Raw genomic sequence first — 14,318 nt, forward strand, 5'->3', positions numbered from 1 at the left:
CTCGTTCCCATACTCCGTATTTCTCGTTCCCATACTCCGTATGGGAATGAATTCAGAAGGCTCTGCCTTCCATAATAATAGAGGCAGAGCCTCTGTGATGGCATTCCCAGTCAGAGACTGGGAACGAGGTATGATGTATGACTTATGCTTTCTATTGGTCTTCTAACTGACTGCTGAATTCTTTAGGTGAACGTCGTTTTAACTCGACTGACTCAGTGCGGGGTAATAAATCAAATATTTCTCTCAATTTGTCGTCTATTTCCTCAAAAGGTACTTGACCTTTTTTGTTCAAGATCACCTTACCTGACTGGTCAAAAACTACAACTTGAGGAACACTTCCTCCATAGTAATATCCCGCTTCTGTGGGTTGATAGGTATTCTTAGTTAAAAGAGTATCAACGCTGACAGGAATGATTTCTGTGGCGCGACCATAGAATGCTTGCATCTCGGAAACAACCGGCGCATATTTTTTGCAATCGCTACTATCATCAATGTAGAATGTTACTATGGCTGGTTTATGTTCTGCTAATGCCTGTGCTAGAGTTTCTTTGGAGGGAACGAGAGAACCATTACCAGCATAAATTACAAAAATATTGCCATCATATCGGTCATCTTTAATACCTGCTAATGCTGGCTGCATACTAATTATGAATAGGCAAACAAGCAGCAATAAGCATTTCGACACTAACCGTTTCCAATTAGTAATTATTTGAGTTTGTGAAAAAAGCCACTTTATGCTATTCATTAACAGAAACCTTGTCTTTGCTACTATTTTTTGTGAGTTTGTGCTGAATTGATGTTAACTGGTTTGGATAATAATCACACGCACGCACTATTTTTTAACTATTTTGCGTAATTCCCCACCCTCAATGTACTCATAGGGTGGGGATGTAAGCAAGTCAAAAACAAAACGTTCAAAAAATGTTTTTACTTGCAGTAAAAGAATTTTGAGGACAGTTGAGTTTTTGACAAAATATTAGGTTGTCGGCGAATTTACAATGCTAGTATAGCATAAGTTAAGAAAGTGAATGAGAGGTAATTATCAATGGCGTTACGTAGAGCGACTTTCAGACTATATCCTAATAAGCAAGTCAATGAAATGTTGCACTACCACCGCAAACTTCATAAAGATTTGTACAATGCTGCTGTATCCAACCGCATTACTTCATACAAGAAGTTTGGTAAATCTGTTTCTTACTTCGAGCAGCAGAATTGTTTACCGGACTTCAAGGAAGTATGGATAGAATATAAAGTAATTAATTCCCAAGCGTTACAAGCTACCTTAAAGCGGGTTGATTTTGCTTTTCAAAGATTTTTCAAGGGACTAGCATTGTATCCTAAATTCAAGTCAATTCGTCATTACTCTGGTTGGACTTACCCATCTTTTACGGGCTGGAAAGTCCACAGTACAGGAGACAACGGTTATTTAGAATTAGCAAAAATTGGTCAGATTCAAATGCGGGGTAAAGCTAGGCTTTGGGGACATCCCAAGGCTTTAGATATCGTTAACCGTAATGGAAAATGGTACGCTTCCATCGTCTTAGAAATTGATGATACTTTGTTAAAAAATAGCCGCAAAACTGATAATGGGATTATTGCAATTGACTTAGGTTGCAACGATGCAATTGCTTGGACAAACGGTGAAGAAAATGGTTTAGTCCCTGCACCTCGGTTTTTCAGAAACGCAGAACAAAAAAATAAACAATTAGGAAAAGCTAAACGCAGAAAACGCGCTCCCAATTTCAAGAAAAAAGTCAAGGCTTCTAGAAGGTGGAAAAAAGTTCAGAAATTAGTTAGTAAACTTTCGAGAAAAGTTGCTAACCAAAGACAAAACTTTGTTCACCAGGAAACTACACGAATAATCAGCGGTAATAGCACGGTAGTTACTGAAAAATTAGAAGTCAAAAACATGAGTGCCAAAGCCAAAAAAGGTAACCGTAAAAAGCAAAAAGCTGGGTTGAATAAATCAATTCTTGATGTAGGAATGGGGATGATAAAGTCCGCTCTAAAAGCGAAATTATCAGATATTGGTGGCTTGTTTGTAGAAGTACCTACTCGCAAAGTGAAACCATTTCAAACCTGCCCAAAATGTGGACATCAAGAGAAAAAAACCTTAGCCGAAAGAACTCATGTTTGCCATAACTGCGGGTACACCCAACAACGCGATATCGCCGCCGCAGAAGTCATGCTATTTTGGCACTCAAATAATCTACAGGGGTTAGGAACTAGCCTCTTAGACGTAGATGATTCTAGCTCTACTTCAAACACTAGCAAACGCAAGAATGCTGGAAGTATGAAGCAACTAGGTCCTGTGAAACGTCAAAAATCTCAACTTACTGATGGAGATGTAGAAACCCCATCTTCAACGAAGTAAGATGGGGTAGTTCATGATAACCTTTACATGGTGTTTTTAGAGAAAAAATTATTTGTTAGCAATACCTTGTCCAAATCGAAAAAAGTCTTGATTTGTAGGTTGGATTGAGGTACGTTCACGTATCCCTAACGGGAGGCGTTAGCCATAGTGTGGCGATAGCTTGCGTGGCGACGTAGGAGCCATAGCCATAACCCAACAAATGCGTCGGGTTGCGCTGTCGCTTAACCCGACCTACAAAAAATTGACAAGGTATTGAGAGGCTACACTCCAATTGATGATATCTTTTCTAATTAGGGCTTGCTGATAGCGTGGCGTAAGCCATATAAAGATAAAACCTAGATATATCAAGAGGTTGAGGGTTGAAAAAGGTGAATCAGGTGCAAGGAATAAGGGTGGAAATTAGCAAAAACCTATCACTTGGATTAAAGACTATTCTTTTCTTCTTCTAATTCTTCCTCCTGACTCCTTCTTCAAGGATTTCATGATTCTGTGCAACTTCACATAAAATTGGGATTAAGGGTTAAAATTCTTTTGGCAATTATAGGTTATTTATAAATCATGACTGTGGGTAAGAAAATAAAGGTTATAGATAGACTCCGCTTGGGTTTTGCGGTATCAATGGCTAAAAGTGTGACGTTTTTGGTGCGGTCATTGCGTCTTGGTGCTGCTAGTGTTTTACCCGGTTCGATTGCGCGACGGATAGAACCTCGGATTTTGGAGTTATTGAGTCAGCAGGTTAAAAATGGGGTAATTCTCATTGCAGGGACGAATGGGAAAACTACTACGGCATTACTGTTATGCACTATTTTAGAACGGAATGGTTTCTGTGTTGCCCATAATTCTACTGGTGCAAATCTCGAAAATGGGTTAGCGACGGCTTTGATAGACAATGCTAGTCTGCTGGGAAATCTGAATGTAGATTATGCAATTTTGGAGGTTGATGAAAATATAGTTCCCAAGGTTTTAAAACCATTACAACCGCGAATTATTCTCTGTTTGAATCTGTTCCGTGACCAGTTGGATAGATATGGGGAAGTGGATAGTATTAGTAAGCGGTGGACTCAGGTGATTGCTACTTTACCACCAACAACGGTAGTTATTCCCAATGCTGATGATCCGACTTTATCCTATTTGGGTCAACAGTTACCGCAAAAGGTGTTATTTTTTGGTTTAAATGAGCCTGAGAATTATTTAGAAGCTATTCCTCATGCGGTTGATTCTATTTATTGTCCTAGATGTGGTCATGCTTTAGATTATCAAGGGGTTTATTTGTCCCATTTGGGAGATTTTACTTGTCCTAGTTGTGGTTTTACTAAAAGTAAACCTGCTTTATTAAGTCAGGAATGGCCACAAATTCTCGTGGGTTTATATAACAAATATAATACTTTGGCAGCAGCTACAGCAGCGCAAGCATTAGGAGTTGATGAGGTGAATATTAGGGATGGAATTAATAATTTTCAAGCTGCTTTTGGTCGTGCGGAAGATTTAGTGATTGACGGTAAACGGGTGCGGATTCTTTTATCAAAAAACCCTGTAGGAACAAATGAAACTATTCGTGTCGTCACTCAAAGTACCGATAAAACTACTTTATTGGTTTTGAATGATAGGACTCCTGATGGTACTGATGTATCATGGATTTGGGATGTGGATACAGAAAAGTTGGTAGCACGGGGTGGAACGTTGATTGTGAGTGGCGATCGCGTGTATGATATGGCTTTACGTCTACGTTATAGTCAGGAATCTCTGGACAGTGACATCAATCTGATTGTAGAGCCAAATTTGCAGCAAGCGATCGCTACTGCTCTAGAGCATACACCCGCAAATGAAACCTTACACATTCTCCCCACCTATTCAGCCATGCTGGAAGTGCGAGAAGTATTGACTGGTAGGAAAATCCTCTGATAATTGACTAATGACGTTTATGGTTTATGTGTGAATTATGAAAATAGTCAAACTGATTTTACTGGCTTTTCCTATGTTTTTCGCATCTCTGCTATTAGTAGTTAACCCAGCACACGCTGCCAATTTCAAACCTATACCTGCTGTGCAAATGATTGTGGTGACATCTACTCAAGCCAATCTTGATATAGTTACACCGCAAATAAATAGCATCACACACTCTGTAATCGAACAAACTGGTTGTAGTTGCACTAATTGTGTTCAAGCTAATTTACAAAAATTACAAGGTAAATTACCTATGGTGGGAATTTAACAATATTTTAGGGACACAGCAAATCTGTGTCTTTATTAACTCAAGTTGCTAGTTATCTCGTTGAGGCTGGTAATTGGTAATAGGTAATAGGTAATTGGTAATAAAATCTCTGGTTTCATCCTGTTCATCCTTTAATCCTGGACATCCTGATTCTGAAAATTTACTTAACTAGCAACTTACATTATTACTTTATATATAGTAAGAGTCAGAAGTTATACTAAACACGGGTGAGATTTAAACTTTTGCCAAATGACAAAGAACCCAGATGTGTAGGGGTAAAGCATGAGCTAAACCCCTACGTTTAGAATCAAACAATCAAGCCGTTTTGAGTATACAGCAATTTCCAATCATATAAGGTACATCTTAGCCCCCTCATCGCACCCCCCTAAATCCCCCCGCTGCGGGGGGAAGAAAAGGATAAGCTTTTGATACTGGAGGGGGTTGGGGGTGGGGTTCTTGTTCCGGGTTTGATGACAATTTGCTGTAAGAGTCTCTTCCCATAAGGCTTTTATTGTAAATTCTGTATCTCATTCAATTGCATACCGCTATAATTATTAAAATTAGAAGGTTCAAATTCTGGAGTTGTTAATATATTCATCAATTAAAATAAATCATGTTAGAAAAAAGACTATCTTCACATTTATTGAAAACTATCATTTTAGGTGTAATGGTGGGTTTATTTGGATGTGGAAATAAAACTATTAGTACACCATATAATACCACCAATAATAATATTAATAATAATTTGCCCTTTGTCGTAGCAACTAATAGCGTAATTTGCGATTTAACAAAACAAGTTGCTGGAGATACAATTAATCTTATTTGTTTAATTCCTCCTGGGATAAATCCTATAAATTATAAACCCGTACCAGAAGATAATCAAGCCATTAAAAATGCTAATTTAGTATTATATCATGGTTATAACTTTGAACCAGGTTTAATTAAAATTATTGAAGAGATTAAAAAACCTAAATTAAAAATTGCCGTTGCTAAAACTATCGGTGTAAATTTCATCAAAATTGGAAAAGACGGTAAACAAATTGTTGAACCTCATGTTTGGCATAATCCAAATAATACTATCAAAATGGTAGAGATAATTAATAGTAGTTTAATTAAACTAGTACCAAAAAATAAGAAAATCTATAATAAAAATACAAAAATAATCACCCAAGAAATCAATCAAATCAATAATTGGATTAAAGTCAGACTAGCTAGTATTCCCGATAAAAATCGTAAATTAATTACAACAAATTCAGCCATGATTTATTATGTCAAAGCTTATGATATCCCCTATTCAATCAATTTAGGTAATGTTAAAAATATGGGAAAATTGACAGATACAGAAGTCAGAAATTTGGCTAAGGATATTCAAAAAGCTAAAGTACCAACAATTTTTGCAGATACAAATACCAATTCCAATTTACTCGCACCTGTAGCGACAGCAGCGGAAGTCAAAGTTTCTCAAAAACCACTTTATATTGACGGACTAGGTGAACTAGGAAGTGACGGAGAAACCTATCAAAAAATGATGACAACTAATACAAGAATCATTGTAGAAGGATTGGGAGGAACATATTTGAAGTTTCAGGTGAGACAATAATTACTGATACTTGAAAATTGTTATCTACTCATCACCAAAACCTGATAAAATACTCAAACAACATTTTAGAAATTAGTCGGTTTCAACCAAATCATCACCAAAACCTGATAAAATACCCAAACAACATTTTAGAAATTAGTCGGTTTCAACCAAATCATCACCAAAACCTGATAAAGTACCCAAACAACATTTTAGAAATTAGTCGGTTAAAACCGACTAGGAATTAAAGTTAGAGACTTCCAAGAAATAAATTATCCTAAGAAACGAACCACAGAGGCACAGAGTACACAGAGAGAGAATTTCTGCATCAGTTTTGGGACATTTTTTTATTTGGAAGTCTCTTATCAATTAATTTGATTCTGCCCAATTTTTTGCCCAATTGAGAGTTTGATGAACTTCTTCCAGGGTTGCAGCTTCACAATAAAGGCGTAAAACTGGTTCAGTGCCGCTAAATCTAATCATTAACCAACTTTGATCAGCTAGTCGGAATTTATAACCATCAATTGTTTGACAACCGATGACTTCTTTACCCGCAATTTCTGTTAAAGGTTGGGATTGCAACTGTTTTAATAGTCGCCCTCTGACTTCCATATTTGCTAAAGGTAAATCAATCCGATCATAGCTGGATGAAAAACCAGTTTGTTGTTGTAAATAGCGATAATATTCACCTAAATCCAACCCCGATTCCACCACAGCTTCTAAGACATAAAGTGCCGATAATAAAGCATCGCGTTCGGGAATATGGCTACCATAACCAATCCCACCGGATTCTTCACCACCTAGTAATACCTGGGTGGCTAACATTCGATCAGCAATGTATTTATAACCTACTGCTGTTTCATGGATAGAAAGGTTATGTAATGCGGCTACACGGGGCATTAAGTCCGAACCGCTGACAGTTTTGACGATTTCGCCCTGAAAGTTGCGGCGCAGGGTTAAATGGTCAATTAAGATGGGAATTAGGATTTGGGAACTGAGGAAATTAGCATCTTGATCTACGGCGGCAATGCGATCGCAATCTCCATCAAATACCAAACCCACAGTTAACCCGGTTTTATGGGTTTGCCGATGGGTTTTCATAACTGTAAATAGTCGGGAAAGATACTTTGGTAAAGGTTCAGGCGCACCACCTTCAAATAGAGGATCACGGTCGCTATTAATTTCCTTAACTTGTTCCCCTAATAATCGGGCTAATCCTCCAGCCGCTGCCCCGTGCATGACATCCACAAATATTGTTAACTTGCCAGTTGCGATCGCTTCTTTGATTTTGTCGATATCAACTTTAGCGGCTAATGCTTGACAATAACTCGGCCAAGGATCAAAGGTTTTTTCCTTACCTGGAATCACTGCTGGGGCAACTTTTTCTGATAATAAAGCCTCTATCTCTTGAGTAACTTCCGGTGGTACTGAACCACCAAAAGCACTTTTAACTTTTAATCCTAAATATGCGCCAGGATTATGACTAGCTGTGACAACTAATGCCCCTAAAGCCTTGAGTTCTTTAGCCGCCCAACTGTAAGCCGGAGTGGGGGCAAAGGTTTCGCTAAACAGGACATCAAAACCCACTGCGGTGACAGCATTGGCAACCACACGGGCAAACTCTTCCGCCATAAATCGGCGGTCATAACCGATAATAATCGTTCGGCTACCCACTTGGGAAAAGTAAGTATTATGTAAAACTTTGGCTGCTACGGTTGCGACTAATGCCAGACGTTCAAAGGTAAACTCCTCACCTATCACACCCCTCCAACCATCTGTACCGAATTTGATTGGGTTAGTTACAACTGACATAAAAATATCCTAAATTTCTCACTGAGAATTTTAACATTAGTCAGTTGTCAGTTGTAATAAAACTCTTCCTCTATTACCAATTACCAATTACCAATTACCAATTACCAATTCCCTATTCCCTATTCCCTTTAACTTAACAAAGAAATTGCTATTGGTAAAATCCGATGTTCTTGGATTTGAATTCTCGCGTGTAGTGTTTCTGATGTATCATCTGGTAAAACGGGAACAGCCGCTTGAATTAAAATTTCGCCACTATCAACTTCTAAAGAAACAAGATGTACAGTACAGCCAGTAATTTTGACTTTAGCAACTAAAGCCTGTTCTACAGCTTGCACGCCTTTAAAACTCGGTAATAAACTGGGATGAATATTAATCATCCGATTAGGAAAAGTGTCAATTAAAACTTGTGTGACTAATCGCATCCATCCCGCCATAATCACGAATTCTACATCATACTGCTGTAGTGTTTGGGCAACTTTATGATCAAACTTTTCTCGATTTTTGTAGTCCCGATGATTTAACAATACAGATTCTACACCCCAATTCTTAGCCCTGACTGCTGCTTTCGCATCGGGATTATTGTAAATTAAAACTTGAATTTGGGCGTTAATTTTACCATCGGCAATGGCTTGGGCAATTACTTCAAAGTTACTACCATTGCCAGAAGCCATAATTCCTAGTTTCAAAGGCTGATTCGAGGAAATTTGGTGATGATAAATATCAGGATAAATGAGACTGTCAGTAGTATTTATTGGGGAATCGTAAATCATAGACAATAATTATTTTCACAAAATTTTTTAAAGTCGAGAGTTTCAGATCCCCGACTTCTCTAAGAAGTCGGGGATCTTGTTAATAATCATCTAAATCAAATTAATCAAACAAATCATAGTTCAGACGTTATTTAAAATTCTCGTCTTAAGAAAATAATAATGGCGATCGCTAACAACATAAAACTGTAAAGTAAACTATAACCTGCATTGGCGACTAATGTGATTGGATCAGGTAGTGCTTGCAAACCGTAAACAGCATCATTCTTTAAATCTAATCTAGATAAATCTGGCAAGATTAGATATAAACTTTGGGTAATGCGTTCCATCCCAGGATTCTGACTTAATTTACCTAATGCCACTAAATCTTGAGTAACATTCCCCATTAAATACACTGCAAATGTTAGGGATGTAGCTATTAGTGAACTGGTAAAAACGCCCAAAGTAATGGCTACGGCAGTAATTAAACATAATTGCAAAAATAAGAATAGCGTAGCCAAAAAAATGCTAATAATTGGATAGGATACTTGACCAACTTGTAAGAATCCTAAATAAATTATTGTCATTGCAGTAATGAGGACACCGATAACTGCTGATAACCCTAAATATTTACTAGCAATAAATTCACTGCGGCTGATGGGTTTGGCAATTAATACTAAAATGGTGCGTTTTTCAATTTCTTTGTTAACTAATCCTGTGCCGATAAATATAGCGACAATTAAACCAATGACGTTCATTGTTGCCAAACCAAAGTCCAAAAATATTTTATTACTGGTGGTGCCGGCAAATTCGGGAATGGCACGGAAGGCAATAGCCAGGATGATAGCATAAAAACCGATGATGTACAGAATGCGATCGCGGATCACTTCCTGAAATACATTCTTAGCCATGACGACAGTTCTAATTACATTCATAGTAATTACTTCTTCCTTATTGTTGTGCTGGTGGAGAACCCATGATAAATTTACTTGTGCGATCGCAAGTCACACGGGCAACGGTATCTTTATTATCTGTTTGTTTACCAGAGTTAGATGGTTCTATCAAACAAGATTTTTTCCAGTAATATCCTTGAGAGTTGGCACTTGGACCACCCCAAATTGTCAAAATATCTAGCCTATATCCATATCCAGGCTTGATATTGACTACACGGGGTTCAACTCGCCATAGTAGTCTTTCTTGAGATTTACCTAAATTACTATTAATCGTTCTTCTTCCCAAGTTGCCTAGTTGCTGATTAGCTTCTAGTAACCATTTTTCTACTTCACCCCAAGGTTTATTGGCAAGTTGTTGATTAACTAAAGGTTGTAATTTATTTAAAATCAAATCACCAGTTTTTGGCTTTCGTGCTGGTGGTTCTAATCTAATCACAAAAGCACTTTTCTGGAAATTATCTGCTCGTAAACTAGGATATTCTTTTAACCATTTATCTATCACAAAGTAAAACTGAAGCCAACAACTAATTAGCATACACCAAGCTAATAAAACTACAACTTTTTGACGATCTTGCAATTTAGGAAGTTTGGCTTTTGCTGATTTTCCACCTGTGCCTTCAAAGAAATTAGGTATGGCTGTAACTATGGCAGCTATGGTTGGACAAATAACTATCGTATTCGATGTTAATACACCTTCTTTGTGTCCAAAGGCAAAGACGCTCACTAAAAAGCCTGTGATTACTGCCCCAACTGGCATAAAAGTTCCGGGAATTCTTAAAGGATCGTCTGTGGTATACCAAGTTGTTCCTGCTAATAAAAATAACCAACCACAAAAGGCAATAATATCCCTAATATACCCTACGGCAAAATATGATATTCCCCAAGAAAAAACACTCAAATAGATAAATGTTTGCCATGAGTATGCTTTGGCTGGTGTCAGAAATTTTTGCACTCCTGCAAATAAATCTTGAATATATTTAAATATGCCACCTATTTCCTTCAATAAAAAGTTCATGAGATTACCTCTAATTAATGCAATGATGAATATTGATCATTTTACCGAGAGCGAATTAATATGATAAAGGTTATGGCACTGTAACTGAGTGAATTTGCTATTAATGTTGCCGTGATTAAATTAGTATTCTGCAACTTAGCTATATTGATATAACTAGCTCTTTGCTGTGAAGAAATGGTTTCTGGCTGGGTGTTTTTTCCGCCTTCACCCATAAAAATGATGAGGATCTTCATCAATAAAAATTTAACTAAGAAAGTCGCTATGAAAATAGTAAATGATAATACAATTATCATTGTACTAATGCTAGAAGCTTTAATCTTATTGAAAAATACATAATTAATCAATTCGGCTTTGATCGGGATAGGTAACATTGGTTCGACTGTGAAAAACACAATCCAGCCAATGACACTCGAAAAAACATTTAAGGCAATGGCATAAAAAATGCTGGTTCTTTTATCAAACTTTAACCATTTATGAAGAACATAGGCTTCTATGGGAATGGCAGTTAGTAAGAATAATATTTCAAAAAATATCGCCCCAATAGGCAAGATTATGGGTAGTGATAATTCATCAGACATAATGGTAACAACAAGAAAATTTTAGGAGTTAGTTATATCCCCGACTTCTTGAAGAAGTCGGGGATCTGGAGATTACGTTTTTTTGACTTAGTTGTACAGAGTATAACTGAAAGAATACGGATAATCGGCAATTATCTCATTGTTCTGACATTTATGATCCGAGTGTGACAGGATATTTAGATTGATTTTATTAATACATCTATCAAGCTTGAATACGCAAAGATACAAACCGCCCACCGCAGGGCGGAAGTCAAAAGTCAAAACCAAGACAGGATAGGCTTTTTAATGATTTGGGATAGTTGATTTATTTATGCCCTGCCGCACTAGATTCTAGTTTCGTTAAGATAGAGAATTGCTACTTTATAGCTTTTCAAAAGATGACAAGGAACGGTATCGGTATTCGCACAGCGCAAGTCCGTTCTGAGCGGCTTACGGGTCAAATTCACGTCTATGATGGTATTGGGAAAGGTAAGTCCCAAGCGGCTTTAGGGGTGGTTTTGCGCTCTATTGGGTTGGGAATCAATACACCTAGTGATTCTAGCCGGGTTTTATTGTTGCGGTTTTTGAAAGGGCCAGAACGGGATTATGATGAAGACGGAGCGATCGCTGCATTACAGCGCGGTTTTCCCCATTTAATTGATCAGGTTCGCACGGGGAGAGCCGAATTTTTTGGTCATGATCAAATTACAGCTTTTGATCGAACAGAAGCTGCGCGGGGTTGGGATGTAGCCAAAGGGGCGATCGCTTCGGGGTTGTATTCAGTAGTTGTCCTAGATGAAATTAACCCGGTTTTAGATTTGGGTTTGCTGTCAGTGGATGAGGTAGTCAATACTTTAAAATCTAAACCCCAAGAACTGGAAATCATCACCACTGGACGCGCAGCACCGCCACAATTATTGGATATTGCGGATTTGCATTCGGAAATGAAACCCCATCACCACCCCACAGCCGCAGAACTTTTCATTGAAGGCATTGAAATTTATACAGGTGCAGGTAAGGGTAAATCTACCAGCGCTTTGGGTAAAGCTTTGCAAGCAATTGGTAGAGGCATCAATCATCCTGGTTCTACTCGTGTATTAATTATGCAGTGGCTCAAAGGCGGTAGTGGTTATACTGAAGACGCAGCGATCGCCGCCTTACAACAATCCTATCCAGAAATTGTAGATCATCAACGCTGTGGACGGGATGCCATTGTTTGGCGGAATTCTCGTCAAGATTTAGACTATATAGAAGCAGAAAGAGGTTGGGAAATTGCCAAAATTGCGATCGCCTCTGGTGTCTATAAAACGATTATTCTCGATGAACTCAATCCCACCGTTGATTTAGAATTGTTACCTGTTGATCCCATTGTTCAAGCCCTGCTACGCAAACCTCGTGATACAGAAGTGATCATCACAGGTCGCTGTCAAAACCAACCCGCTTATTTTGATTTAGCTAGTATTCACTCTGAGGTTTACTGTCATAAACACTATGCAAATCAAGGCGTAGAATTGAAGCGCGGAGTTGATTTCTAAAGATACAGCGGTTTTCAGTTATATGAGTTACATCTTAGCCTCCTCCTCGCTTGCGGGGAGGGGGTTGGGGTCATTGGACTTCATAACATCGGTAAGTGCTGTATGGGCGGGGTTTTCCCGTCCTCACTCAAATAACGGCTATCATGATGGTAATAAAAGCTCTGGTTTCATCCTGTTCATCCTTTAATCCTGGACATCCTGATAGCGCAGCGTGGCGTTAGCCATTTCTGACAATTTACCTAACTACCAACTTACATTAATAGTAAATTTACAAAATTCAATAAATATCTATATTCTCAATGAACCCCAAATATCCTATACTGAATCTTACCTATGAATAACTAAACCCCCATTTCTGTACTTCTGAAATCCCTGAAAATTATGGCGATTATCTCCTCCAAAAAACAGCCTCCAGAACCCAACGGAGAACCCAAAAAGCAACGGGAATCAGCCAAAGTACCCCCCGCAGAAAATCTCTTGCAATCAGAAGCTGCCATTAATGAACAAGGGAAACCAGAAGAAAATATTCGTCCCCAGCGCTTTGCTGACTACATTGGACAAAAGGATTTAAAGGATGTCTTAGATATAGCCATTAAAGCCGCTAAATCTAGGAATGAGGTCATGGATCATTTGCTGTTGTATGGACCACCAGGTTTAGGTAAAACCACAATGGCGATGATTTTAGCCTCAGAAATGGGGGTAAGTTGCAAAATTACCAGCGCCCCAGCTTTAGAACGACCACGAGATATCGTGGGGTTATTGGTGAACCTGAAACCAGGAGATGTGTTATTTATAGATGAAATTCATCGGTTATCACGGATGACAGAGGAAATTCTCTATCCAGCAATGGAAGATTGTCGCCTAGATATTACAGTAGGTAAGGGTTCTAGCGCCAGAATCAGAAGTATACCTTTGTCTAAATTTACCCTAGTCGGGGCAACAACCCGCGTCGGAGCTTTAACTTCCCCATTGCGCGATCGCTTTGGCTTAATTCAAAAGTTGCGTTTTTATGAAGTCGCCGAACTTACTCAAATTGTGGTTCGCACTGCCGAATTATTACAAACTTCGGTTAATTTAGACGGGGCTACAGAAATAGCCAAACGTTCACGAGGAACACCAAGAATAGCTAATAGACTACTAAAAAGAGTCCGTGATTATGCAGAAGTAAAATCTTTTATAGAAATAAATGAAACTGTTGCAGCGGAAGCATTGCAGCTATTCCAAGTTGATCCTTGCGGTTTAGATTGGACAGATAGAAAAATGCTCAGTGTGATTATTGAAAACTTTAATGGTGGTCCAGTCGGTTTAGAAACTATCGCTGCTACCACGGGGGAAGACACCCAAACCATTGAAGAAGTTTATGAACCATATTTAATGCAAATAGGTTATTTAAGTCGGACACCCAGGGGGAGAATAGCGACTAAAGCAGCCTATCAACACATGGGTTTTAAACCCCCTAATGAACAGTTATCATTACTCTAGCCTAATATCCCCAACTTCTTAGAGAAGTCGGGGATATTAAAAGATATAAAAAT

At 38.3% G+C, this 14,318-nt stretch carries 12 protein-coding genes; 6 read left to right on the forward strand and 6 right to left on the reverse strand.

Annotation, left to right across the window (positions count from 1 at the left end):
* Positions 1-151: 151 nt before the first annotated feature.
* The gene (locus tag NG743_RS10965) at positions 152-745 is read right to left on the reverse strand and encodes a thylakoid membrane photosystem I accumulation factor (RefSeq protein WP_027402840.1); all 594 of its coding nucleotides are present in this window, start codon (positions 743-745) and stop codon (positions 152-154) included.
* Between the two features lie 300 nt (positions 746-1,045).
* On the opposite strand from NG743_RS10965, the gene NG743_RS10970 reads away from it, so the two are divergent.
* The 4 genes from NG743_RS10970 to NG743_RS10985 all read left to right on the forward strand — a co-directional run bounded on the left by NG743_RS10970 (position 1,046) and on the right by NG743_RS10985 (position 6,186).
* Positions 1,046-2,374, forward strand: a complete 1,329-nt coding sequence (locus NG743_RS10970; protein WP_257121983.1) for an RNA-guided endonuclease InsQ/TnpB family protein — start codon at positions 1,046-1,048, stop codon at positions 2,372-2,374.
* A gap of 558 nt (positions 2,375-2,932) precedes the next feature.
* On the forward strand, positions 2,933-4,276 hold the full coding sequence (locus NG743_RS10975; protein WP_257121984.1) for a Mur ligase family protein: 1,344 nt from the start codon (positions 2,933-2,935) through the stop codon (positions 4,274-4,276).
* Positions 4,277-4,313: 37 nt separating this feature from the next.
* Positions 4,314-4,586: a hypothetical protein gene (locus tag NG743_RS10980; protein WP_027402842.1), complete on the forward strand. Its 273-nt coding sequence runs from the start codon at positions 4,314-4,316 to the stop codon at positions 4,584-4,586.
* 613 nt (positions 4,587-5,199) lie between these two features.
* Positions 5,200-6,186: a metal ABC transporter solute-binding protein, Zn/Mn family gene (locus tag NG743_RS10985; RefSeq protein WP_257121985.1), complete on the forward strand. Its 987-nt coding sequence runs from the start codon at positions 5,200-5,202 to the stop codon at positions 6,184-6,186.
* A gap of 348 nt (positions 6,187-6,534) precedes the next feature.
* Here the strand turns inward: NG743_RS10985 and NG743_RS10990 are convergent, their stop codons facing one another.
* The 5 genes from NG743_RS10990 to fraC form a co-directional block, all read right to left on the reverse strand.
* Positions 6,535-7,977, reverse strand: a complete 1,443-nt coding sequence (locus tag NG743_RS10990) for a phosphoglucomutase/phosphomannomutase family protein (protein WP_193963409.1) — start codon at positions 7,975-7,977, stop codon at positions 6,535-6,537.
* A gap of 128 nt (positions 7,978-8,105) precedes the next feature.
* Positions 8,106-8,747, reverse strand: a complete 642-nt coding sequence (purN, locus tag NG743_RS10995; RefSeq protein WP_257121986.1) for a phosphoribosylglycinamide formyltransferase — start codon at positions 8,745-8,747, stop codon at positions 8,106-8,108.
* Between the two features lie 131 nt (positions 8,748-8,878).
* A complete protein-coding gene (locus tag NG743_RS11000; protein ID WP_027402846.1) occupies positions 8,879-9,658 on the reverse strand; it encodes an ABC transporter permease in 780 nt (259 codons plus the stop codon).
* Between the two features lie 16 nt (positions 9,659-9,674).
* Positions 9,675-10,691 (reverse strand): septal junction protein FraD, encoded by a 1,017-nt coding sequence (gene fraD, locus NG743_RS11005; RefSeq protein WP_027402847.1) that lies wholly within the window; start codon positions 10,689-10,691, stop codon positions 9,675-9,677.
* Positions 10,692-10,732: 41 nt separating this feature from the next.
* A complete protein-coding gene (gene fraC / locus NG743_RS11010; protein ID WP_193963405.1) occupies positions 10,733-11,269 on the reverse strand; it encodes a filament integrity protein FraC in 537 nt (178 codons plus the stop codon).
* 377 nt (positions 11,270-11,646) lie between these two features.
* On the opposite strand from fraC, the gene NG743_RS11015 reads away from it, so the two are divergent.
* Positions 11,647-12,783, forward strand: coding sequence for a cob(I)yrinic acid a,c-diamide adenosyltransferase (locus tag NG743_RS11015; protein WP_027402849.1), 1,137 nt, complete (start codon positions 11,647-11,649; stop codon positions 12,781-12,783).
* A gap of 381 nt (positions 12,784-13,164) precedes the next feature.
* The gene (ruvB, locus tag NG743_RS11020; protein WP_027402850.1) at positions 13,165-14,265 is read left to right on the forward strand and encodes a Holliday junction branch migration DNA helicase RuvB; all 1,101 of its coding nucleotides are present in this window, start codon (positions 13,165-13,167) and stop codon (positions 14,263-14,265) included.
* The last annotated feature ends 53 nt before the right edge of the window (positions 14,266-14,318 follow it).

This window comes from Dolichospermum heterosporum TAC447, assembly GCF_024584745.1.
GTDB classification, from domain to species: domain Bacteria; phylum Cyanobacteriota; class Cyanobacteriia; order Cyanobacteriales; family Nostocaceae; genus Dolichospermum; species Dolichospermum heterosporum.